The 21,921-nt window shown below is 67.3% G+C and carries 17 protein-coding genes; 8 read left to right on the forward strand and 9 right to left on the reverse strand.

Features of this window, described 5'->3' with window-relative positions:
• The first annotated feature begins 15 nt into the window (after nt 1–15).
• A complete protein-coding gene (locus tag OSH10_RS06295; RefSeq protein WP_323181558.1) occupies nt 16–285 on the forward strand; it encodes a DUF6460 domain-containing protein in 270 nt (89 codons plus the stop codon).
• A gap of 19 nt (nt 286–304) precedes the next feature.
• Here OSH10_RS06295 and OSH10_RS06300 read toward each other — a convergent pair whose 3' ends face one another.
• The 3 genes from OSH10_RS06300 to OSH10_RS06310 all read right to left on the reverse strand — a co-directional run bounded on the left by OSH10_RS06300 (nt 305) and on the right by OSH10_RS06310 (nt 5,365).
• A complete protein-coding gene (locus tag OSH10_RS06300) occupies nt 305–1,081 on the reverse strand; it encodes a TIGR02186 family protein (RefSeq protein WP_266330779.1) in 777 nt (258 codons plus the stop codon).
• Nucleotides 1,078–2,007: a sulfite exporter TauE/SafE family protein gene (locus OSH10_RS06305; RefSeq protein ID WP_266331134.1), complete on the reverse strand. Its 930-nt coding sequence runs from the start codon at nt 2,005–2,007 to the stop codon at nt 1,078–1,080. Before OSH10_RS06305 ends, OSH10_RS06300 begins: the two co-directional genes overlap by 4 nt.
• A gap of 217 nt (nt 2,008–2,224) precedes the next feature.
• Nucleotides 2,225–5,365, reverse strand: a complete 3,141-nt coding sequence (locus OSH10_RS06310) for a hypothetical protein (RefSeq protein ID WP_266330780.1) — start codon at nt 5,363–5,365, stop codon at nt 2,225–2,227.
• Nucleotides 5,366–5,806: 441 nt separating this feature from the next.
• Here OSH10_RS06310 and OSH10_RS06315 point away from each other — a divergent pair, with 441 nt between their 5' ends.
• A complete protein-coding gene (locus OSH10_RS06315; RefSeq protein ID WP_266330781.1) occupies nt 5,807–6,265 on the forward strand; it encodes a MerR family transcriptional regulator in 459 nt (152 codons plus the stop codon).
• Nucleotides 6,266–6,436: 171 nt separating this feature from the next.
• The gene (locus tag OSH10_RS06320; protein ID WP_266330782.1) at nt 6,437–6,946 is read left to right on the forward strand and encodes a hypothetical protein; all 510 of its coding nucleotides are present in this window, start codon (nt 6,437–6,439) and stop codon (nt 6,944–6,946) included.
• Between the two features lie 18 nt (nt 6,947–6,964).
• Here the strand turns inward: OSH10_RS06320 and pip are convergent, their stop codons facing one another.
• The 3 genes from pip to OSH10_RS06335 all read right to left on the reverse strand — a co-directional run bounded on the left by pip (nt 6,965) and on the right by OSH10_RS06335 (nt 11,112).
• Entirely contained in the window at nt 6,965–7,939 is a 975-nt protein-coding gene (pip, locus tag OSH10_RS06325; RefSeq protein ID WP_266330783.1) for a prolyl aminopeptidase, read from the reverse strand.
• A 1-nt stretch (nt 7,940) separates the two neighbouring features.
• Nucleotides 7,941–9,779: a sodium:solute symporter family transporter gene (locus OSH10_RS06330; protein WP_266330784.1), complete on the reverse strand. Its 1,839-nt coding sequence runs from the start codon at nt 9,777–9,779 to the stop codon at nt 7,941–7,943.
• Nucleotides 9,780–9,885: 106 nt separating this feature from the next.
• Nucleotides 9,886–11,112 (reverse strand): amidohydrolase family protein, encoded by a 1,227-nt coding sequence (locus tag OSH10_RS06335; protein ID WP_266330785.1) that lies wholly within the window; start codon nt 11,110–11,112, stop codon nt 9,886–9,888.
• A gap of 229 nt (nt 11,113–11,341) precedes the next feature.
• On the opposite strand from OSH10_RS06335, the gene OSH10_RS06340 reads away from it, so the two are divergent.
• From OSH10_RS06340 to OSH10_RS06355, 4 genes are all read left to right on the forward strand, one after another.
• Nucleotides 11,342–12,007, forward strand: a complete 666-nt coding sequence (locus OSH10_RS06340) for a MarC family protein (protein ID WP_266330786.1) — start codon at nt 11,342–11,344, stop codon at nt 12,005–12,007.
• 231 nt (nt 12,008–12,238) lie between these two features.
• Nucleotides 12,239–13,672: a basic amino acid/polyamine antiporter gene (locus OSH10_RS06345; RefSeq protein ID WP_266330787.1), complete on the forward strand. Its 1,434-nt coding sequence runs from the start codon at nt 12,239–12,241 to the stop codon at nt 13,670–13,672.
• A gap of 19 nt (nt 13,673–13,691) precedes the next feature.
• A complete protein-coding gene (gene arcA / locus OSH10_RS06350) occupies nt 13,692–14,936 on the forward strand; it encodes an arginine deiminase (RefSeq protein WP_266330788.1) in 1,245 nt (414 codons plus the stop codon).
• Nucleotides 14,937–15,080: 144 nt separating this feature from the next.
• The gene (locus OSH10_RS06355) at nt 15,081–16,562 is read left to right on the forward strand and encodes an alpha/beta hydrolase (RefSeq protein ID WP_266330790.1); all 1,482 of its coding nucleotides are present in this window, start codon (nt 15,081–15,083) and stop codon (nt 16,560–16,562) included.
• Nucleotides 16,563–16,616: 54 nt separating this feature from the next.
• Here OSH10_RS06355 and gltS read toward each other — a convergent pair whose 3' ends face one another.
• Genes gltS through OSH10_RS06370 form a run of 3 tightly spaced genes read right to left on the reverse strand, consistent with a single transcriptional unit; the run spans nt 16,617 to nt 20,377 of the window.
• Nucleotides 16,617–17,822 carry a sodium/glutamate symporter gene (gltS, locus tag OSH10_RS06360; protein WP_266330792.1) on the reverse strand — a complete coding sequence of 402 codons (1,206 nt, stop codon included), beginning with the start codon at nt 17,820–17,822 and terminating at the stop codon, nt 16,617–16,619.
• A gap of 59 nt (nt 17,823–17,881) precedes the next feature.
• Nucleotides 17,882–19,324, reverse strand: coding sequence for a GntP family permease (locus tag OSH10_RS06365; RefSeq protein WP_266330793.1), 1,443 nt, complete (start codon nt 19,322–19,324; stop codon nt 17,882–17,884).
• A 3-nt stretch (nt 19,325–19,327) separates the two neighbouring features.
• Nucleotides 19,328–20,377: a patatin-like phospholipase family protein gene (locus tag OSH10_RS06370; protein ID WP_266330794.1), complete on the reverse strand. Its 1,050-nt coding sequence runs from the start codon at nt 20,375–20,377 to the stop codon at nt 19,328–19,330.
• Between the two features lie 301 nt (nt 20,378–20,678).
• On the opposite strand from OSH10_RS06370, the gene OSH10_RS06375 reads away from it, so the two are divergent.
• The gene (locus tag OSH10_RS06375) at nt 20,679–21,626 is read left to right on the forward strand and encodes a helix-turn-helix domain-containing protein (protein WP_266330795.1); all 948 of its coding nucleotides are present in this window, start codon (nt 20,679–20,681) and stop codon (nt 21,624–21,626) included.
• The last annotated feature ends 295 nt before the right edge of the window (nt 21,627–21,921 follow it).

Consider the following 21,921-nt stretch of genomic DNA (forward strand, 5'->3'; position numbering starts at 1 on the left):
TCACAGGAGATGACGATGAACGGCCTTCAACGCTTCATGGGCGGCTCGCCCGCCCAGGTTCTGCTTCGGCTGATCGTCATTTCCCTGATCGTCGGCATCGTGCTGTCGGCGCTCGGCATCTCGCCCTACGATATCGTCCACAACGCCCAGCAGATGGTCCGGCGCGTCTGGAACATGGGCTTCGGCGCGATCGAATGGATCTGGCAGTATTTCCTTCTCGGCGCCGTGATCGTCATCCCCGTCTGGATCGTCATCCGCCTGCTCAATCTTGGCAAGGGCGGCTGAGTTTCGCCTCTCGAACCGCTCAGTCCCTGCGGAAGATGAGGCCGGCCAGCCAGCCGGTGAAGACGGCGAGGATGACGCAGATCAGGCCGTAGATCAGGCCCTGATTGTGGGCGAGATCGAAGGTGAACTGCTCGAAGCCCATCTTGGAGATGCGGATCTCCGACTGGTCCGAGGCGAGCATCGCGCCGTCGCGGAACAGATAGACCGTCACGACATAGCGCCCGACCGGCACGTTGGCCGGGATCTGCACGGCGGTCTGGAAGATCTCCGTGCCGGGGAATTTCACGCCATAGGCTTCGGTGCGATAGAGCCCGTCCTGCTGCTTCAGGCGAACGAAAGCCTGGCGAAACGCGTCGTCCTGTCCCGCGCTCTGCGCTCCATCGCCGGCCGAGACGGGGAAGACGAGATCGTCGGCGCCGATCTGGAAGCGCTTCAGGATCTGCGGCGTAGTGACCTCGGAGAGCGGCCGCGACGAGTTCACCGCATAGAAGGAGGGAATGTTGACGAAGGTGCGGGACTCGCTGTTGAGCCAGATGCCGACCAGACGGTCCTTGCGGCGGGTGACGACGGTCTCGGGCGGTCCCTTGATGGAAACCACCACGTCGTAGAACTCAGCCCGGGAGACCGTGGCGGCGTCGCGCTCGATCGCGCCGAAGACGGTGATGCTGGTCCCGGTGAAGTTCGATGTGATCCGGACTTCCTCGGCCGAAAGCGCGACGATCAGCTGTTCGGCGCGCGCCTGCGTCGCCGCCAGCGCCAGGGCGCAGAGGGTGAACCAGGCTGCGAACCTCGTCACCGCGTGTCGCCCGCCAGCGTCGCCAGCGAAAACAGGTCCGCCGGCGTTTGCACGAGATCGACGAAGAAGCGGATGCCGACGCCCAGCACCAGCAGCGCCAGCATGGCGCGCAACTGGTCGCCGCGCACATGCGCGCCGACCCGCGCGCCAAACTGGGCGCCGATGACGCCGCCCACCATCAGGATCAGCGCCAGCACGCCATCGACCGTGTAGTTGCTGGTCGATTGCAGCACGGTAGCCACCGCCATGGTGCCCGTCATCTGGATCAGCGAGGTGCCGATGACGATATTGGTCGGCACGCGCAGCAGGTAGATCAGCGCCGGTACGAGGATGAAGCCGCCGCCAATGCCGAGCAGCGAGCCCAGAATGCCGATGCCGACGCCGATGGCGATGATCGGGATGACGCTGACATAGAGCTTGGAGCGCTTGAAGCGCATCTTGAACGGCAGGCCGTGCGCCCAGTTGTGCTGGCCGGGACGGCGCAGCGGGGCCGGGCGGCCCTTGCGCGCATTGATCATGGCGCGGATCGATTCCGTCAGCATCAGGCCGCCGACCAGGCCGAGGAAGGTGACGTAGCAAAGCGCGATGACGAGATCGAGCTGGCCCCAGCGGCGCAGCAGGCTGAAGATCCCGACGCCGATCGACGAGCCGACGACACCGGAGGCGACCAGCACGCCGGCGAGCTTCATGTCGATCATGCGGCGGCGATAATAGGTGATGGCGGCCGAGGAGGACGAGGCAACGACCTGGGCCGTCGTGCTGGCGACCGCCACGGCCGGCGAGATGCCGGAGAAGATCAGGAGCGGCGTCAGCAGGAAGCCGCCGCCCACCCCGAACAGACCGGAGAGAAACCCCACGGCTCCGCCCATGCCGAAGATGATGAACATGTTCACCGGCATCTCGGCTATGGGGAGGTAGATCTGCACGACGACAGAACCGCTGACGAAGGGTGGCGTGGAGGCAAGGGCCGAAAGGCCGAAGCTGACGAGAAGCCCTGTCGGGCACCGATCCGGCAAGGCCGTATGCGGCGTCGCTGACAAAATGATGACAGGCGACCGCCGACCGGGCCGATAAAGCCGCTTGGGCCTGCCCTGTCAACGCCTGTTCCGGCGGCAGCGGCGAACGCGCCGTCCGTGGGTTCCGCTAGCCGCGCGCCGGAACGCGGGCCTGGCTGTCTCGCATCGTCGTCCGCGCGCTGGTCTGTTTCCACTCCGGCTTGATCGCGGGTTCCGAATTGGCGGTGGTGTCGAGCGGCTTCGGCTTGAAGGTCTGCACAGCGGCGCGGGCGGCGGCCAGCGCGTCGGGCTTCATCGCCTTGGCGACCTCGTCGCGGCGCTTGCCGGCATCGCGGTCGCCCTGCTGGGCCGCCAGAGCGAACCACTTGTAGGATTGCACCAGGTCGACGCCGACGCCGAGGCCGCGGGCATAGAGCACGCCCAGATTATACTGGCTGTCGGCGACGTTCAGGTTGGCGGCCTGGGTGAAATACTGCGCGGCTCTGACATAGTCGGGCTCGGCCGTGGCGCCCTCGCTGAGCAGGACGGCCAGGTTGTGCGTCGCCCGCGCATTGCCCTTCTCGCTCGCCTTGGCATACCAGGACTGGGCGGCCGACAGGTCGCGCGGCACGCCTTCGCCGCGTTCGTACAGGCTGCCGATACGGTATTGGGCCATGGCGAAACCGGCCTTGGCGGAGCGTTCGTACCAGTCGGCCGCGAGGCGCGCGTCCTGCGGCGTGCCGTTGCTGCCCTCGGCGAGACGGCGCGCGACCTCGAAGGCGGCGATCGGATCGCCCTTCGCGGCGGCGGTCTGCAGGGCCGAGCCATCCTCGGCAAGGTCGGGAATGGCGCTGAAGCTGGTGGCCGGCGGCGGGTCGGTTGCCAGGGCCGCGATCTCGCTGTCCGCGGCGTCGGGCGGCGTGAAGGCCAGCGCGCTGGTGCCGTCCGTCGATGGCGCGACCATGGCGTGGGGCTGCGCGGCGGTGGCCGGCGGCGGTGTGACGTCGCGCATCGGCGCGGCCGGGATCGAGCCGGTCGCGACGGGGTCGGTGGCGGGCTTCTGCGCCTGGCGCGAAAGCGGCGGGGTCAGCTGCATCGCGCCGATCGCCAGAACGATGGCGGCGATTGCCAGCACGATCGGGCGACGGCGCGAGCGCAGGGCATCGCCGATCCGCGCCAGCGTGCTCGGCCGGGCTTCATGGTCTTCGGTCATCGCTTCCGCGGACGCGGTCTGCGCCGCATGCGCGGCGCGGCGCGCGGCGGCGATGAAGTCGGCCTTGCGGTCGCCGGGACGGGGCGGCTGCGGCGCGGCGCCCGTCTGGGTGCGGGCAAGGCTCGCCTCGGGCTCGACGAGCGGCGGCAGGATGGGGCGGCCGGAACCCGGAGCCAGAGGGCGGTCCTCCTCCGGCAGGCCGGCGGCGAGCGATGAAGCGGTTTCGCGCGGCGCCGGGGCGCGTGTCGCGGCCGAGGCGCCGGATGCCGTGCCCTCCTCGATTTCCAGCTGCGCGATGCGGCTGACGACCTTGGCCAGCGTGTTGTGCACGGCTTCGAGCGTGTCATGCGTCTGCCGGTCGGAACGCTCCGCCGCCTGCTGGAGCTGGCGCATGTCCTCGCGCAGCGCCTGGATCAGCGCATCGTCGGTGCGGGCGGGAAGGGTGCTGGCGAATTCGCGGAAGGTCGTGCGCGCGGCGTCGCGGGCGGCTTCGATCGTGTCCTGCCGCGTATTGCCGAGCAGGTCCTGCAGCCGGTCGAGGTTCTCCTCGACGCGGGCCAGCGCATGCACGCCGGGAACGGAGGAAAACTGCTCGGCCAGGGCGCCGACCTGCGCTTCGAGCTGCGCCAGCTGCTGGTTGTCATCCTGGCGGGTGGTTGCATCAAGCCGGCGAACCAGGGCCTGCATCTGCTCTTCGATGGCGTCGAAGCGGGCGGGGTGGGCAATATCCTCGCGCAGTTGCGTGATCTCCGAGCGCAGCCCGTCCAGCGCATCGGGGGCCCGCAGGGTCGGCAGTTCTGCCAGCGCGTCGAAACGGCCGGCCAGCGCGTCGATCCGGTCTTCCAGCCGCGACAGCGCGGTGGAATCGAGGCCGACCGGACGCGGGTCGATCTCGTCGATCGTCGTGCGGATGCCGGCGATCTGCTTCTCGAGCCGGATCAGCGCCAGGGGGTCGGCACCGCGTGAAAAGCCGTCCATGTCGCGGCGCAGCGCATCGATCTCGCGCTCGATGCCGGAAAGGTCGACCGGCGGTGCAGGCCGGGCGGCGAGCGTGTCGATCGCGGCATGCAGGCCGGAGATCTGTCGCTCCACGGCGGCGCTGACCGCGTCGGAACGGGAGATCGACAGCGAGGCGACCGCATTGCGGATGTCTTCGAGCTCGGTCTCTACCTCGCGCGACGGTGCGACCGCCTCGATCGAGTTGGCGAGCTGCGCGATCTCGCGCGCCAGCCGGTCGAAGCGTTCGGTCTCGGGCTCGCGGCGCACGATGTCGTCCAGCCGCTCGATGATGTGGCCATAGCCGGATTCGATGCTGGCGAGGGTCGTTTCGCGCGCCGCGAGGTCCAGCGACTGGCGGATCTCGGCGAGGTCCTGGCGCAACTGGGCAACCGCCTCGGCTTCCGGCGCGGACCGGGCGCCGCTCAGGGCCTCGATGCGGGCGGCCAGCTCGTTCTTGAGCGTCTGAGCGGCTTCGTCATGGCGGCGCGACTCGGCGCTGACGCGCCGGCCGAGCAGCGCGATGTCGTCGCGCAGCGCCGCGATGGCGTCCTCGATGGCGATGGCGTCGAAATGATTGGCCGGCGTGCTGATCTCGTGATCGATCGCCTTCTGCCGGCTGGAGATCTCGGCGATCGCCGCCTGCAGGCTTGTCAGCGTTTCGCGCGGGCGGGCGGGCTCCTCGATCGGGAGCGCACGGAAGGCGGGGTTTTGCGCCGGAGCGGCGGCCGCCTTGGCCGCGGCAAGCTGGGATGCGATGCCGGCGAGCCGTGTCTCGATCCCGCTCAGCCGTTCGGATTGGCGTTCGTCGAGCTGGCGGCCGAGGGCGTCGAAGCGGCCTTCGAGCGCGCTGCGCGGATCGGGATCCACGGCCTTGGCCGGTGCGGGGGGCGGTGTGGGCGCGGCGGGCCGCTGGGGCGCGTTGCGGATCGGCTGGCGCGACGAGGCGCCCTCGATCACCTCGATCTGCTGGGACAGGCTGTCGACGAGGGCGGAAAGGGCCGCCAGCCTTTCGGCGCCATCGGGCTCGGTGCGTCGCGGGAGGTCGGCCGCAGAACGCGGTGATGCGTCCGGGCTCAAACGGCTCGCCCCATAACCCGACCTGCTGCCAGTCTTCATGACGTCCAACCCCCGGATGCCCGTTTCCGCGGCATCGTCCCCGTTTTCACTCTCTCGCCGCCCCTTGGTGCCGTCGCGTTCGGATGCAGCGACGCGTGATTCCCACTCCCGCGTGTCGCCGGAGCTTCGCCGCATCATGGTAAACAACGCGTTAACCCTCTGCGCCATTGGCAATGCTTCGGTAAGGAGGCTTAACGGTTTTCCCCGGAATTGCGCGCTTTCGCCGCGCGCGACATTTCCTTTTGAAGCCACACTTAACAGTTATCAGGAACGAGATTTCCGTTAGGTGACGCTAAAGCGCTTTACCTGACGCAGCGACACCTGCATGACTGGAGAACGCATTTCGGCGAGCCGGACGTTGGCCTGCCGTTTTTCGCGACGATCAAGAATAAGGATGACAAGATGAGCATGGCACAACTTGCGGGTATCTCCCGCGACGACATCGATGGTGCCGGTGCCTCTGATGGCAACAAGCAGACCACCTTCACCATTGGTGATCTGTCTCGTGAATTCGACGTGACACTTCGCACGCTGCGCTTCTACGAGGACAAGGCCCTCCTGAACCCCCGTCGGGAAGGCCTGAACCGGATCTATTCGCGCCGCGACCGTTCGCGCCTGAAGCTGGTGCTGATGGGCAAGAAGGTCGGCTTCTCGCTGACCGAGATCAAGGAGATGCTCGATCTCTACGATCTGAAGGACGGTCAGGTCCTGCAGATGCGTTTGGCTCTGCGCAAGTTCAACGAGCAGATCGACGTTCTGGAACGCCAGAAGGTCGATATCGAGCAGGCGCTCGACGAGTTGCGCCGCACCGTCGACGTTGTCGCCGGTCTGCTGCGCCAGAAGGAAGCCGGCGCCGCGTAAGCGGCCGGAACGAAGTTGGCTGGCCGCGCCGCCTTTCGGCGCGCCACCGAGGTCGGTGCCCGGAAATCTCCTCCCGCGGGCACCGGCCTTGGCCTTCCGACGAGCCATGCCGGGTTCGCTCCCGAGGTTTCCCATGCTAGGGTAGCGTGGGGCTCAAGAGGGAGGAAGCCGATGCGGAACCTGTTTGCCGCCTGGCGTGCCGGACTTTTCCTGTTCGCACTCGCGGTCATGCCGATATCGGGCTCGGCCCTTGCCGAGACGCCGACGGCCTCGCAGGCGCCACCGGCTGCCGCCGATGCCGCCCGCCCCGGGCGCTACACCATGGTGCCGGCCGAAGGCGGCTTCGTTCGTCTCGACACGGAAACCGGCACGGTCTCGCATTGCCGGCGTGGCGATGCCGCGAGCGGTTCCGTCTGGACCTGCGCCGCCATTCCCGAGGACGTGCTGTCCCGCCCCGATCCCGCCGTCGCCCTCGGTGCCAAGGTCACGGAACTCGAGCGCGAGGTCGCGGATCTGCGCGCCCGTCTCGAGGATGTCGAGGGACGCGCCAGCACGCGCGCCGTCGCGCCCACGGGGGATCCCGAACTCGACAAGGCGCTGAATTTCAGCGAGGAGCTGATGAGCCGCTTCTTCGGCATGGTGCGCGAGATGAAGCGCGAGGCGGACGATAGCAAGTCCTGAGCCGCGCGCGCGGTCGCATCAGCCTGTCTTGAAGCGCTCGGTCGCCGCGACCAGTTCGTGAATGTTGCCGGGCTCCGACATCGCATGGCCGGCATCGGGCACGATGTGCAGATCCGCCTTCGGCCAGACCTTCGCCAGATCCCAGGCGATCGCGGCCGGCGTGCAGAGGTCGTAGCGTCCGTGCACGATCACGCCTGGAATGTCGGCGATCCGCCCGGCATTCGCCAGCAGGTAGTCGTCGCGCTCGAAGAAGCCCTTGTTGACGAAATAGTGCGCCTCGATGCGCGCGAAGGCGAGCGCGTAATAGGGCGAGCCGAAGGCCGAGACGCGCAGCGGATCCGGCAGGAGGGACAGCGCATTGCCCTCCCACATCGCCCAGTTGCGCGCCACCTTGATCTGCGAGGCTTCGTCGCCCGTCGTCAGGCGCCGGTGATAGGCGCCGATCATGTCGTGCCGCTCGTCTTCCGGGATCGGCGCCTGGTAGATCTCGAACGCTTCCGGCAGCAGCCAGGACGCGCCTTCCTGGTAGAACCAGAGCAGTTCGCGCTGGCGCAGGGTGAAGATGCCGCGCAGCACCAGTTCGCTCACCCGCTCGGGATGGGTCTCGGCATAGGCGAGCGCCAGGCAGGAGCCCCAGGAGCCGCCCAATAGCTGCCAGCGCTCGATGCCAAGATGCGTCCGGATCCGCTCCATGTCGGCGACCAGGTCCCAGGTCGTGTTCTCGCGCAGTTCCGCATGCGGCGTCGAGCGGCCGCAGCCGCGCTGGTCGAACAGGATGATCCGGTAGGCGGCGGGGTCGTGATAGCGCCGCATGTTGGGCCCGCATCCGGCGCCCGGCCCACCATGCACCATCAGCACGGGCTTGCCCTGCGGATTGCCGCATTCCTCGACATGGATCTCGTGCAGCTCCGACACCTTCAGCCGGTGGACCGCATAGGGCTCGATGGCGGGAAACAGCTGCAGGCGGGTCTGAGCGGATGAATCAGGCGGCATGTCAAACTCCGGGAAGGCGACGGATCGGGTGGGGGGCGCCGGGCTCCGTCGGGCCGGCGAATTCGGGGAACGGGCCGAACATCGGAACCGTGGCCGCCGACGCGGCGACCGCCGTCCCGGTTTCGGGCCTGGGGCCGGTTTCCGGCGCGGTCTCCGCCGCTGCGGGTTCGGCAGCCGCCTCCGCGAGGGGAGCCGATGGCGGAGCGGCGTCCGGCGAGGGGGCTCGCCTGGGTCGGGCGGCGGCGAGCTTTCGCTTCAGCCGTCGCGCCGTATGGCGCACGCGCAACCACAGCAATGGCCATGACACCCGCGGCAGGATCGAGACGGCGAGCAGCGTCGCCAGCCCGCAGCAAAGCCCGATCAGGCCGGAAAGCCCGACCGGCAGGCCGAACCAGCCGGTCGGGCCGAGCACGGTCGGCGTCACGGTGCCCATGCCGAGATAGGCGCCGGAGAATTCGGGCGCGAAGCGCGCGAGAAGCACGTTGGCGACCGTGAGCCAGAGCCCCACCGCGATGGCCGCGAAGGCGGCGGCCGGGGTCGCGGCGGGCAGGCGCCAGCCGAGCAAAAGCACGGGGGCGAGGCTGGCGGCCGCGATCGACAGCGAAACGCCGGCCAGCATGGCGACGCTGCCGAGCGACAGGCGATCGAGCCCGAGGATCGCCAGGACCAGGAGGATCATGCCGAGGCGACTGATGAAGATGCGCCGTCCGGCCGGCGCCCGGCGCTCGATGAAACCGCCATAGAGATCGTGCCCCAGCGTCGTCGCGGCGGTCGCCAGCGCCATGGCGATGGTGATCAGCGCGGCCGAGAGCAGCCCGCCGATCAGCAGCACGGCAGGCATGGCGGACAGGCCGACGCGGTCGGGGAAGCTGACGACGAGGCCGAGCGGATCGATCGCCGCGTCGATGCCGGCGAGGCGGCCATAGACGGCATAGCTCGGCGCCGCCAGCAGGATGATGGCCGCGAAGGCGACGCCCCCAAGCACATGCCGGCGCGCCGGTGGCCTTTGGGCGGTCGTCCAGGCCGGGAAGAGCAGGGGGGGCATCACCGCGACGCCGGCCACCAGCGAAACCGAAAAGGCGAGGATGACGACATCCGGGATCCGCGTCGCCGTCGTCAGTGTCTCCGGCTCGACCAGGCCGATCCAGGGCATGGGCAGCCAGGTTTCGCCCAGCGATACCGCCGCCACGGGCACCAGATAGGAGAGCGCCACCACCGGGCCGAGCACGGCGGCGAGCGCGATCGCCGCGCGCAGGCCGCCGGCGATACAGGCGATGGCCGCCAGACCCAGGATGATGTCTTCGGCGAGCTGCGGCGACAGGCCCAGCATGCGCGCCGCGACGGTTCCGGCCAGCGTCGCCTCGGCGGCGAGCAGCGGCAGCAGCGTCAGCACGATGGCGACCGCTGCGATGCCGCGCGTCGGCGCGCCGAACCGCAGGCCGATCGCCTCGGCCAGCGTGGTCGTTCGCATCGATCGCATGGCGGGGGCGACGACAAGGCTCGCGAGCGCGAGGCCGACCACGAAGGCGGCGATCAGCACGATGCCACGCCCGCCGCCGAGCGCGGTTCCGACGGGGCTCGCGACCAGCACCACGGTGGAAAGGGCCGCGCCGCCCAGCGCCCAGCCCATGCTCGAGGACTGGATGTTGCCGCCCCGCAGGATGTCGTTGAAATCGAGAGAGCGCATGGCGACCGCGACGGTCGCGGCGATCGCCAGCGGCACGAGCGGAAACAGCGCCGGCAGCACCGGCCATGCGCCGAAGCGGTCGAGGGCATCGACCAGTCCGAGGCTCGCCAGCACGACGACCATCGCCACGGTCGCCATTGTTCCCAGACGCACTTCTCCGACCACGCCAGCCTCTCTGTCCAATCCGGAGCGGATCGGACAGGACCCCGCCGGCCTTGTCAATGCGCAGCCGGGGGCGGCGGTGCGTCGAGGGAAATCGTCAGGGACGGATCAAGCGGGCGGCGGCGCGCTCGAACGTCTGGATGCCGCGCTTGAAGCCCATCAGCGGCTGCGCGATCTCGGCGACCGCATAGGCGGAGTCGGTCGCGTCCATGATGACGAAATCGGCGGCCTTCCCGATGTCGATGCCGTAATCGGCGCATCGCATCAGCCGGGCCGCGCCCGCCGTCACCATGTCGAGGCAGCAGAGCATCTCCGCCTTGCGGCCGAGCTGCGCCACATTGGCGTAGAGATTGGCGATGCGGGTCAGCGAGCCGTCGCCAAAGGGCGTGAACGGGTTCAGGACGTTGTTGGTTGCGAGCGAGCAGGTGACGCCGAGCGCGGCCAGCCGATGCGCCGGGGCGACGCCGCGTGGCACGTTGTGATCCTGCTTGCGCCCCATCAGGAACAGATCGGTCGCCGGCAGCACGGTGACGGCGATGCCGGCCGCCGCGAGCCGGTTTCCGACGGCGGTCAGCGCGTCCGGCGGCAGGGCGGAAAGCTTGGTCACATGGCCGACGGCGACGCGGCCTCCCCATCCCGTCCGCTCCGTGGCGGCGATGACCGCGTCGAGATGCATCCAGCTCGGGTCCAGGTCGAAATCGAGGTGGAAATCGATATCGAGATCGAAGCGGCCGGCGATCGCGAAGATGCGGTCGATATGGGCGACCGCATCGCTGTCGGTATAGGGGCAGCCGCCGATCAGCTCGGCGCCGGCTTCGCAGGCTTCGAAAAGCAGTTCCTCCGTGCCGGGATCGTTCAGCAGCCCTTCCTGCGGGAAGACGCAGAGTTCGAGATCGACCGCCCAGGCATAATCGCGCTGCAGGCGTTTCAGCGCCTGGAACGAGCGCAGGCCGATCCTCGGGTCGATCTCGACATGGGTGCGGATACGCATCGTGCCCTGCAGGATCGCCTTCACCAGCGTTGCCTCGGCACGGGCATAGACGTCGTCTTCGCTGAAGTCGCGCTTCAGCCGCGCCACTTCGGCGATCGCCTCGACGAGGGCCCCTTCCGCCGTGCAGCGATCGAGGATGCAGGATTTGTCGAGGTGGATATGGCTGTCGACGAAGCCGGGCAGCACGAGCCGGCCACCGGCATCCTCGCTTCGCAGGGCCGGGCCGAGCCTGGGCCCGATCGCGGCAATTCTGCCTCCGATCACGCCAATGTCGACGGGCTCATGGCCGCGCTCGGACAGGTGGGCGTTGCGCAGGGCCAGATCGAAGGTCATGCTGATTCCAGGGCTTGGGACGCGCCGCAGCCGGGCGCATGCGGATTTCGGGTAGCGCTGCGGCCTCCTTCCAAGCAAATTTCAAGCCAGTGTGGTGGCGCTGGAGGCCGGTGCCCGGGCGTGGGCGATGGCATGCCCTCGCCGCCGCCGGGGAAGGGTTGTCGGCCGTGCGTCCGCGACAGACTATGCGGGAAGCCGGTGGTCGATTCGGCCGGGGCGAGGAGGCGATATGCGGAGTTTCGCGAGCGATCCGGCGCTGATGTTCCTGGCTCTGCTTGCGCTCTACAGTCCGCTGGCGGCGCTGTCTTCCTATCTGCCGGTGGTCGGGCGCTTCAGCCAGAGGGATCAGCTTCGCCTGGCGCTCGGCCTGTTTACCAATGTCGTGATCTTCGTCCTCGCGGCAATCTGGATCGGCGAGCCGCTGCTGCGCCTGCTGGGTATCAGCACGGCGGCGCTGTCGGTTACCGGTGGCATCGCGCTGCTCTATGCCGGCGTGCCCATGATGCGCGGGATTGAGGAAGTCGTTCCGGAGCAGGCGTCGGCGACGCCGGATACCCCCGGCGCGTCGGAAAGCTGGCGGTCGGTTCTGTTCACGCCGCTGACCTTTCCACTCACGGTCGGCGGGACGAGCTTCGGCCTGATCGTCGCCTTCGCCTCGCGCGGCAACAGCATCGCGGATGAACTGCGCTTCACGGTGGCCGGCCTTGCCTATGCGCTTGTCACCGGTGTCACCCTTTACGCCGCCGGCCATCTCCATCGCCGTGTCTCTGCCCAGATGCGGCTGATCCTGTCACGCGTTGCCGGCATTCTTCTGACGGCGATCGCCGTGACCTTGCTTGCCAATGGCGGCGCGCAATTGGTCGTGACGAGCCTTCGCGAACTGGGCGTTCTGTGATCGGCTATCGCGCCAGTTACTGACCTTGACCAAGCTCTTCCCGGGTTTCATCTCGCGGCATGGCCATTCTGGCCGTTGTCGGGGCGGTATTTCGAGCATATGACGTAGCGTAAGAGCCAGATGCCGAAAAAATGGCACGTTGCGACTAGACTTGGGATTCCACGCTCATGCCCCTCCATCTTGAAGCGGGCATAACGTCTGCAAGTCCTTGAATCTTGGGAGGGGAACGAGATGGCGTCGTCGACGACTGGAAAGTTGTCTCTCGGGGCGTTAACCGCGATGGTCGTCGGCTCGATGGTCGGGGCGGGTATCTTCAACCTGCCGGGACGTTTCGGAGCGGCGACGGGCCCGTTCGGCGCGATCATCGCCTGGGCGATCGCGGGCACCGGCATGTATATGCTGGCGCGCGTATTCCAGGCCTTGGCCGAGAAACGGCCGGACATCGACTCCGGTGTGTTCGCCTACGCCAAGGCTGGCTTCGGCGACTATATGGGCTTCCTGTCGGCGTTTGGTTACTGGCTCGGAAGCTGTCTCGGCAACGTCTTCTACTGGGTGTTGATCGGCTCGACCTTGGGCCGCTTCTTCCCGGAGTTTTTCGGCGACGGCAGTTCGCCGACGGCGATCATCGTGTCACTGATCGGCATCTGGCTGTTCCACTTCATGATCCTGCGCGGCGTCGAGCAGGCCGCCTTCATCAACACCATCGTGACGATCGCCAAGATCGTGCCGATCCTGGTCGCCATCCTCGTCTTCATCTTCGCCTTCAACTACCACCAGTTCGCCGAGAACTTCTTCGGGGGCATCGGCATGCCGGAGAAGACGCTGGTCGCCCAAGTGCGCGACACCATGCTGATCACGGTGTTCGTCTTTCTGGGCATTGAAGGGGCGAGCGTCTATTCGCGCTTCGCCAAGACCCGCGCCGATGTCGGCTCCGCGACGATTCTGGGCTTTGTCGGCGTCACCGGCCTGATGGTCGCGATCACGCTGCTGCCCTATGCCACCGCCCCGCGCGCGGCGATCGCCGGCGTTGCCAACCCGTCGCTGGCCGGCGTGCTGGAACTGGTGGTCGGCCACTGGGGCGCGGTGTTCATCTCGATCGGCGTCCTGATCTCGGTGCTCGGCGCCTATCTCGCCTGGTCGCTGATCTGCGCCGAAGTGCTGTTCGCCGCTGCCAAGTCGAAGGACATGCCGAGACTGTTTGCGGCCCAGAACGGCAATCGCGTTCCCGCCAATGCGCTCTGGCTGACCAACAGCGTCGTGTCGCTGTTCATCATCTCGACCTACTGGTCTCGCGACGCCTTCAACTTCATGCTCGACATGACCAGCGTCACGGCGCTGCTGCCCTATTTGCTCGTCGCGGGCTACGGCGTGCTGCTGGCCCGTCGCGGCGAGGGCTACGAGACGACACCGAACGAGCGCCGCCGCGATCAGATCTTCGCCTGGATCGCCGTCTTCTACACGCTGGTCATGTTCGTGGCCGCGGGCCTGAAATACGTGCTTCTGGTCGCCGTCCTCTTCGTGCCCGGCACGATCCTCTACGTCTGGGCGCGCCGCGAGCAGAACGCACGGCTGTTCACCTCCACCGAGCTCATCGTCTTCGGCGTCACGCTGGTTGCGGGTCTCATCGGGGCCTACGGCCTGCTGAGCGGCGCCATCACACCTTGAACGGAAAGGCAGTCACATCATGGCGAATGAAACCCCGTTTGGCGTCCACTCGGAAGTCGGCCAGCTTCGCAAGGTGCTGGTTTGCGCGCCCGGCCGCGCGCATCAGCGCCTGACGCCCAGCAATTGCGACGATCTGCTGTTCGACGATGTGCTGTGGGTCGACAATGCCAAGCGCGACCACTTCGACTTCATGACCAAGATGCGCGATCGCGGCGTCGAGGTGCTGGAGATGCACAATCTGCTCGCCGAGACGGTCGCGATTCCCGAGGCGAAGAAGTGGATCCTCGACAACCAGGTCGTGCCGAACCAGGTCGGTCTCGGCCTCGTCGACGAGGTGCGGTCCTATCTCGAAGGACTGGCGCCGCGCGCGTTGGCCGAGACGCTGATCGGCGGGCTATCGACCGAGGAATTCCCGGAGACACTGGGCGGCGAGATGATGGCGCTCGTGCGCGACGCGGCCGGCGCCAATGAGTATCTCCTGCCGCCGCTGCCGAACACGCTCTATACCCGTGACACCAGCTGCTGGATCTATGGCGGCGTAACGCTGAACGCGCTCTATTGGCCGGCGCGGCACGAGGAGCCGATCCTCACCACCGCCATCTACAAATTCCATCCGGACTTCGCCGGCAAGGTGAATGTGTGGTGGGGCGATCCGACCGAGGACCACGGCCTCGCCACCTTCGAGGGCGGCGACGTCATGCCGATCGGCAAGGGCAATGTGCTGATCGGCATGAGCGAGCGCACCTCGCGCCAGGCGATCAGCCAGGTCGCGCAGGCCCTCTTCGACAAGGGCGGCGCCGAGCGTGTCATCGTCGCCGCCATGCCGAAGCTGCGGGCGGCCATGCATCTCGATACCGTCTTCACCTTCGCCGACCGCGATTGCGTGCTGCTGTATCCCGATATCGTCAACGGCATCGAGGCCTTTTCGTATCGGCCGGATGGCAAGGGCGGCCTCGAGCTTTCCAAGGACAAGGGTACCTTCGTCGAGACGGTGCGGGACTCTCTCGGGCTGAAGAAAATGCGCGTGGTCGAGACCGGCGGCAACGCCTATATGCGCGAGCGCACGCAGTGGGATTCGGGTGCGAACCTCGTCTGCGCCTCGCCAGGTGTCGTCTACGCCTATGACCGCAATACCTACACCAACACGCTGCTGCGCAAGGAAGGCATCGAGGTCGTCACCATCACCGGCGCTGAACTCGGCCGCGGACGTGGCGGCGGCCATTGCATGACCTGCCCGATCACCCGCGACGCGGTCGACTACTAGGCGGGGCTATCGGCCACCGCGCTCGCCTGCGATCCGTGGTTGCGTCGGCCTTGATTGTCGCCCATTGAAGATGGACCGTCTGCAGGGCCTCGCTGCCATGCGGACGTCATCTCGATGCTGCCTTTCTCGGAGACGTCCCGCTCCATGACCCGCCGGTTTCTGCGCTATCTGAAGCGCGCAACGGTCATCCTTGTCGTGATCGCCCTGACGCTGCTGGCCGCCCGGGTCGTCGATGTGCTGCGCGGCCCGCCGTTGCAGCTCTGGCACAAACATGCGCCGCACGAGCTCTCGGTGAAGCAACTGGATGGGGCCAACTGGGAGGATTATCTCAAGGCGGAGCAGGCGGCGTTCGAGGACGTTCGCACCCATGTGACGGACAAGCTGAAGCGGGCCCAGCAACTCCGGGCCAATCGCTATTTCGACGGCAGCCCGCTCTATCCGCCCCACTTCCAGACGGACTGGAACCGGTCCTTCCTATTGACGCCGGAAGGTCCGCCGGTCGGCGCGGTGGTCCTGCTGCACGGATTGACCGATTCCCCCTACAGCCTTCGCCATATCGCGAAGCTCTACCGGGATAACGGCTTCGTCGCGGTTGGCTTGCGCGTGCCCGGCCACGGAACGGTTCCGGCCGGGCTGACGACGGTTCATTGGGAACAGTGGCTGGCGGCAACCCGGCTCGCGGTGCGCGAGGCGCGGCGACTGGCCGGCGGTGAGAGGCCGCTGCATCTCGTCGGCTATTCGAATGGCGGCGCGCTGGCACTGCTCTATGCGCTGGATGCGCTCGACAATCCGGCCCTTGCCCGGCCGGACCAACTGGTGCTGTTCTCGCCGATGGTCGGTGTCACGCGCTTCGCCCGCTTCGCCGGCCTCGCCGGTCTGCCGTCCATCTTCCCTGCCTTCGCCAAGGCGGCCTGGCTGGGGCTGATGCCGGAATTCAATCCGTTCAAATACAATTCGTTTCCGGTCAATGCGGCTCGCCAGTCCTACGAGTTGACCGCCGTCCTGCAGGATCGGATCACCCGGCTCGCTCGCGACAACCGGCTCGCCAAGCTGGCGCCGGTGCTGACCTTCCAGTCGATCGTCGATTTCACCGTCAGCGCGCCCGCCGTGGTTTCCATGCTCTACGGGAATCTGCCCGAGAACGGCAGCGAGCTGGTCTTGTTCGACATCAATCGAAACGCCGATCTCGGGCCGCTGCTGAGCACGGCCGCCGAGACGGCGGTCGAGCGTATCCTGCCGGCGGCGCCGCGCCGCTACCGGATGGATGTGATCACCAACGCGGTGCCGGATGGCGATCTGGTCGAGGCGCGGGTCGTGGAGCCCGGCCAGACGGAGCAGCAGAAGCAGGCGCTCAATCTCGTCTATCCCCCCGACATCTATTCGCTGTCGCATGTCGCGTTGCCGTTTCCCGTCGAGGACGGGCTCTACGGGACGAATCCCGACCCTGCGGATGATTTTGGCATTCATCTCGGGGATATCGCCTCGCGCGGCGAACGCGGGACGTTGATCGTCGGCCTGGATACGCTGATGCGGATTTCGTCGAATCCGTTCTTTCCCTACGTGGTCCAGCGGATCGAGGCTCTGATGCCGTCGAAGCCGGATCAAGGAACGGTGTCGCCGCCGTAGCGGCGACACGGGCCGATCCTCTCACTCCGGCGATCGGCCCGGGATCGTTCGCCGTCAGCGCAGGAAGAAGCCGATGGCGAAGGCGTTGGCGATGTCGATGAAGAAGGCCGAGACCAGCGGCAGGATGATGAAGGCCATCGGCGCCGCGCCATGCACCTTGGTCACGGCGGTCATGTTGGCGATCGCGGTCGGCGTCGCGCCGAGGCTGATGCCGCTGAAGCCGGCGGAAAGAACCGCTGCCTCATAGTTGCGGCCCATGGCCGGGAAGACGACGAACAGCATGTAGAGCACCGCGGCGACCGTCTGGAGGCCGAGGACGAGCATCAGCGACGGGCCGAGGTCGCCCAGTGTCCAGAGCTGCATGCTCATCAAGGACATGGCGAGGAAGATATTCAGCGACAGGTCGGAAATCAGCGCCAGCGCGCGGGTCCGTGTCGGCCAGGCGACCTGCGGCAGCACGCGCGGGATGGTGTTGGTCAGCACGATCGCCACAAGCAGGCAGGCGACGAAGAGCGGCAGGCGGATGCCGAATTCGGTGAAGATCTCGTCGAGCGTGAAGCCGATCAGGACCGCGACGTTGAGCACCAGGATCGTGCGCAGCAGGCTGATATGGCTGATCTCGTCCTTGCCGGGCTGCTCGGCGCTCTTCGGCAGGCCGACCATGGGCTTGATGGCGGTGGGGCCGCTCAGGTGGTAGCGGGCGATCAGCAGTCTGGCGACCGGGCCGCCGACCAGGCTGGCGACGACGAGGCCGAGCGTGGCGGCGGCAACGCCGACTTCCATCGCGTTCTGCAGGCCGAACTGCGTGGCGATCATCGGTGCCCAGGCGATCGCCGTGCCATGGCCGCCGATCAGGGAGGCGGAGCCGAGGAGGACGGTGATGCCGTCCGGAAGACCCAGCAACGCGACGCTGCCGGCGGCGATCAGGTTCTGGATGACCAGGAAAATCAGCGTCAGCGCCAGCAGGATCAGCAGCGGCTTGCCGCCGGAGAGCAGGTCGTCGAGCCGGGCGTTGAGGCCGATGCCGGTGAAGAAATAGAGCAGCAGCATGTCGCGGGCGGCGAGATCGAAGGAGATGCTGGTGTCGAACACCCGGTAGGCGACCAGCGTGACAAGCGCCGCCAGCAGGCCGCCGGTCACCGCCTCCGGTATGTTCCAGCGCCGCAGCGGTGCGATCCAGCGGTTGAGGCCCGTGCCGACGAAGAAGACGACGATCGCGATCGTCAGGCTCAGAAATCCGGGAACTGCAACGGTCGTCACGTCAGCCTATACCTGTTCTGCCGAGCCTCCGCGGGCCCTGGGTCGATCTTTGACGCGTATCAGAAGGATCCGAAAGCGGAGCCGAGCAGAATCACTGCCGCCAGAGCGATTAATGCACCGACGATACCAACCATGACGATATCGAAATAGCTTTTGCCGTGCGTCGAGCCGCAGACGGCGAGCAGCGTCACCACGGCGCCATTATGCGGCAGGCTGTCGAGCGTGCCGGCGCCGATCACGGCGACCCGGTGCAGCAGGGCCGGGTCGATGCCGTGTTCGGCGGCAAGCTTCATGTAGGTGCCACCGAGCGCGTCGAGCGCGATGGTCAGGCCGCCGGAGGCCGAGCCGGTCAGCGCCGACAGGATGTTTGTGGCGAACGCCAGTGAGACCAGAGGGCCGCCATCGATGGACAGCACCCAGTCGCGCACCAGCGCGAAGGCCGGCACCGCGGCGACGACGGCCCCGAAGCCGACGAGGCTGGCGACGCTGAAGGCCGGCAGCACCGAGGCGTTCGCGCCCGCGTCTATCGTGGCCCGCAGGGTCGGCAGGCGGCGACCGCTGACGGCGAGCAGCGTCAGAATGGCGGCGGTCAGCGCGACGATCACCGACCAGACGCCGCCGACCGCGGTGATCGAGGTGGAGCCCCAGGCCGGCTCGGCCAGATAGGCCGTATCGAGGCGCGGCAGCACGACGAAGCTCATGACCAGGTTGACGACGATCACCATCCCCAGTGGAAGGGCGGCGAGCCAGATCGGCGGCGCGCTCGGGCTCTGGGCGCCATGGCTGATTTCGGCGGGATCGAATTCATGCGCGACGGTCGCCCGCTCGCGGATCAACGCATCATCGACGACGATCTCGGCGGGGTCGCCAAACCCCTCGCCGGCGCGGCGCGCCCGGGCCTCGGCCCGCGAGAGCCACCAGAGGCCGAAGGCGAGCATGATCGCCGAGGCGATGATGCCGAGGCCGGGGGCGGCGAAGGGTGTCGTGCCGAAGAACGGCATCGGGATGGCGTTCTGGATCGCCGGCGTGCCGGGCAGGGCGGACATGGTGAAGGTCGAGGTGCCGAGCGCGATCGCCGCCGGCATCAGGCGGCGCGGAATGCCGGCGCGCCGGAACAGCGCGATCGCCATCGGCGCCAGCACGAAGAAGGCGACGAACAGGCTCACGCCGCCATAGGTGACGAGCGCGCCGGCCAGGACGACCGCGAGGATCGCCCGCCGCTCGCCCAGCTTCTCGACCATGGTGTTGGCGATCGCCGTGACCGAGCCGCTGTCTTCCATCAGCTTGCCGAACAGCGCGCCGAGCAGGAAGATCGGGAAGAATTGCGCCAGGAATTGCGCGGCGCTCGCCATGAAGGTCTGCGTCCAGTGCGCCAGCAGCGGCTCGCCGGAAAAGAGCGCCGCGATCAGGGCGGCGATTGGCGCCAGCAGCAGGATGCTCCAGCCCCGGAACGCCAGCCAGATCAGCAGGCCGAGGCCGAGAAGGATGCCGAGCAGTCCCATCCTTCAGCACTCCCCCAGCAGCACGTCGAGATCGGCGGTCGAGCGCTGGCCGAGATCGTGGCCGTGCTCGTCGAGAAAGGCGCTCGCGGCGCGGTGGCCCTCCGCCCGCAGCATCGACAGGAACGCCCATTCGGCATTCAGCTTCGACGAGGCGCTGAGATCGACCATCATCTCGGTCATGATCCGGTGCGTCCGCATGCCGGCCCAGCGCGCGCCTTCGCCATGGCCGGGATCCGCGACCTGGCGCAGCAGCGCGATCATGCGCAGTTCCTTCATCAGCGGCGAATTGAACGAGATCTCGTTGAGGCGGTTCATGATCTCCGGCGCCGTCTTGGGCGTTTCCAGCCTTTCGCGCGGATTGATCTGTACCAGGATGGCGTCGCTGGCATCGCTTTCGCGAACCAGCGGCGTGATCGTCGGGTTGCCGGCATAGCCACCGTCCCAATAGGGGACGCCGTCGATCTCCACGGCCTGGAACATGGTCGGCAGGCAGGCCGAGGCGAGCAGCACGTCGGCGGTGATCTCGGGATTGCGGAAGATGCGGCCTCGGCCGGTATGGACGTTGGTGGCGGTGATGAAAAGGCGAACCGGCGAGCGCGCGAGCCGCTCGAAGTCGATGCTCGCGGCGAGCAGGTCCCGCAGCGGGTTCTTGCCGCTCGGGTTCAGATCATAGGGCGAGAAGACGCGCGACATCAGGTCTACGGCGACATAGGCGGGCGAATGGTCGAGCGACCAGCGGCCGAGCAGCACGTCCATCGGGCTGCGCTGGAAGGGACTGAAGCGCGCCGCCTTCGAAACGGCTCGCCAGAAGGCTTCGAGGGCCGTCTTCGCGCCCTCGGCGCCACCGGCGGCATAGCCGTCCGCCAGCACGGCGGCGTTCATCGCGCCCGCCGAGGTGCCCGAGATGCCGTCGATCCTCAGCGAGGGTTCCTCGAGCAGCCGCTCCAGCACACCCCAGGTGAAGGCGCCGTGCGAACCGCCGCCCTGCAGCGCGAGGTCGACCAGAAGCGGGGCGGAAGCGGAGCGCTTCGGGCTTTTCGGTGCACGGGACATCGGACCTCGCCGAGACAGGTGGACAAGCGAATCGCGGAAGCGACCACGCGCCATTCCCTAAGGGTAATGCTGCACTGCGATATTGATCCATATCATTTGTCACACGCAACTTGTATTGATAGGAAATGGCCAAGCTGGCGGCGTGTTTCCGTTTGGATCGGAGTCGACGGGTGCGATGAAGAGTGTTCCCGAACCGTTGTCAGCGGTCCCCCTGGAAGTCTCCACCACGCGAATTACGCCGCACTATTTCAGTACCCGGTCTGTCCCTGTCCGCAGCCAGTTCGAGGCGTGGCGCACCCTGATGTCGCCTGTCATCGATCTTGACCTCGCCGGCGACCGCGACGGCGGATTCGACGCTGAACAGCGCGTCTGGGATGTCGGCGGCTTCGCGCTGACGCGGGCCCGCCTGCCGGCAGACGGGCAGACCCGCGTCTGGCAGCACGTCAAGAAAAACCCGCTCGACCATTGGTGCTTCGTGCTGGTGAATGACGGCACGGCGCCGTCCTTGCCGGACAGTCCGGCCGAGCCCCGGCAGCTCTTCTTCCGTTCGCTGGGCAGGCCCTTCGACGGCGCCGCCAAGGACACCAGCGTGCTGACGCTTTATGCGCCGCGGGAACTCTTCGGCGGCAATCTGGGCGGCATCGATCACGCGATCGATACGGTGGCCGATCGGGGAATCGGCGCCCTGCTTGGCGACTATTTCCTCAGTCTCGAAAAGCGATTGCCCGATGTCGCGGTCGAGGATCTTCCAAACGTGGTTGAGGCCACGCGCGCCATGATCGCCGCCTGTGTCCGCCCGTCCCTGGACCGGATCGAGATCGCCCAGGGCGCGATCGTCGCCACCTTGATGGAGCGGGCGCGGGCGATCGTCAGCCAGAATCTGCGCTCCGTCACCTTCGGTCCGGAAAAGCTCGGCCAGGCGCTCGGCGTGTCCCGTTCGCGGCTCTACCGGATGTTCGAGCCCTTCGGCGGCGTGGCCCGCTATATCCATCGGCAGCGGCTGCTGGCGGCCCATGCGGCCCTGTCCGATGTCGCCAGCCATACACCGATTATCCAGATCGCCGAGAGCCTCGGCTTCAGCGACGCCTCCGGATTCAGCCGCGCCTTCAAGCAGGAGTTCGGCCACAGCCCCAGCGAAGCCCGCCTTGCCGCCGCCGTCGGCGCGCCGATTGCGTCCGCCACCCGGCGGCTGGACGACGGTGATGGGAGCACGGATTTCGGCGAACTGCTGCGGCGGCTCCGCGCCTAGGTCACAGGTTTGAAGCGGGGTGGGGCCCGCTTCGGCTGCTGCACTGCATCAATCGGGGGTGTGTTTGGGATGCGCGGCACAGGGGCGGGACGCCGGGCTCATGCCTTTGGGCGAGCGAGCCGCTAGGTTCCGCCGCGTGTGTCTGGCTGCCATCGGTCCGGTAGGGCCCTCGGTGGCATGTCGAGCTCCGCTCTTGACTGCTTTCGGGTCTCGTTCCAGACAAGAGTTTATCTTGCGCCAGATGGCGTGTCGGTTCCGGGGTGAAGCGTGGCTGAGAGGTGCGATTTCACCCGAG

Source organism: Kaistia defluvii (assembly GCF_026343955.1).
GTDB classification, from domain to species: Bacteria; Pseudomonadota; Alphaproteobacteria; order Rhizobiales; family Kaistiaceae; genus Kaistia; species Kaistia defluvii.

Bases quoted from the DNA above. Each gene is read 5' to 3' on its own strand.
- OSH10_RS06295 (WP_323181558.1), top strand. From the start codon at position 16: ATGAACGGCCTTCAACGCTTCATGGGCGGCTCGCCCGCCCAGGTTCTG.
- OSH10_RS06315 (WP_266330781.1), top strand. From the start codon at position 5,807: ATGAGCATGGCACAACTTGCGGGTATCTCCCGCGACGACATCGATGGT.
- OSH10_RS06320 (WP_266330782.1), top strand. From the start codon at position 6,437: ATGCGGAACCTGTTTGCCGCCTGGCGTGCCGGACTTTTCCTGTTCGCA.
- pip (WP_266330783.1), bottom strand. From the start codon at position 7,939: ATGCCGCCTGATTCATCCGCTCAGACCCGCCTGCAGCTGTTTCCCGCC.
- OSH10_RS06335 (WP_266330785.1), bottom strand. From the start codon at position 11,112: ATGACCTTCGATCTGGCCCTGCGCAACGCCCACCTGTCCGAGCGCGGC.
- OSH10_RS06340 (WP_266330786.1), top strand. From the start codon at position 11,342: ATGCGGAGTTTCGCGAGCGATCCGGCGCTGATGTTCCTGGCTCTGCTT.
- OSH10_RS06345 (WP_266330787.1), top strand. From the start codon at position 12,239: ATGGCGTCGTCGACGACTGGAAAGTTGTCTCTCGGGGCGTTAACCGCG.
- arcA (WP_266330788.1), top strand. From the start codon at position 13,692: ATGGCGAATGAAACCCCGTTTGGCGTCCACTCGGAAGTCGGCCAGCTT.
- OSH10_RS06355 (WP_266330790.1), top strand. From the start codon at position 15,081: ATGACCCGCCGGTTTCTGCGCTATCTGAAGCGCGCAACGGTCATCCTT.
- OSH10_RS06365 (WP_266330793.1), bottom strand. From the start codon at position 19,324: ATGGGACTGCTCGGCATCCTTCTCGGCCTCGGCCTGCTGATCTGGCTG.
- OSH10_RS06370 (WP_266330794.1), bottom strand. From the start codon at position 20,377: ATGTCCCGTGCACCGAAAAGCCCGAAGCGCTCCGCTTCCGCCCCGCTT.
- OSH10_RS06375 (WP_266330795.1), top strand. From the start codon at position 20,679: ATGTCGCCTGTCATCGATCTTGACCTCGCCGGCGACCGCGACGGCGGA.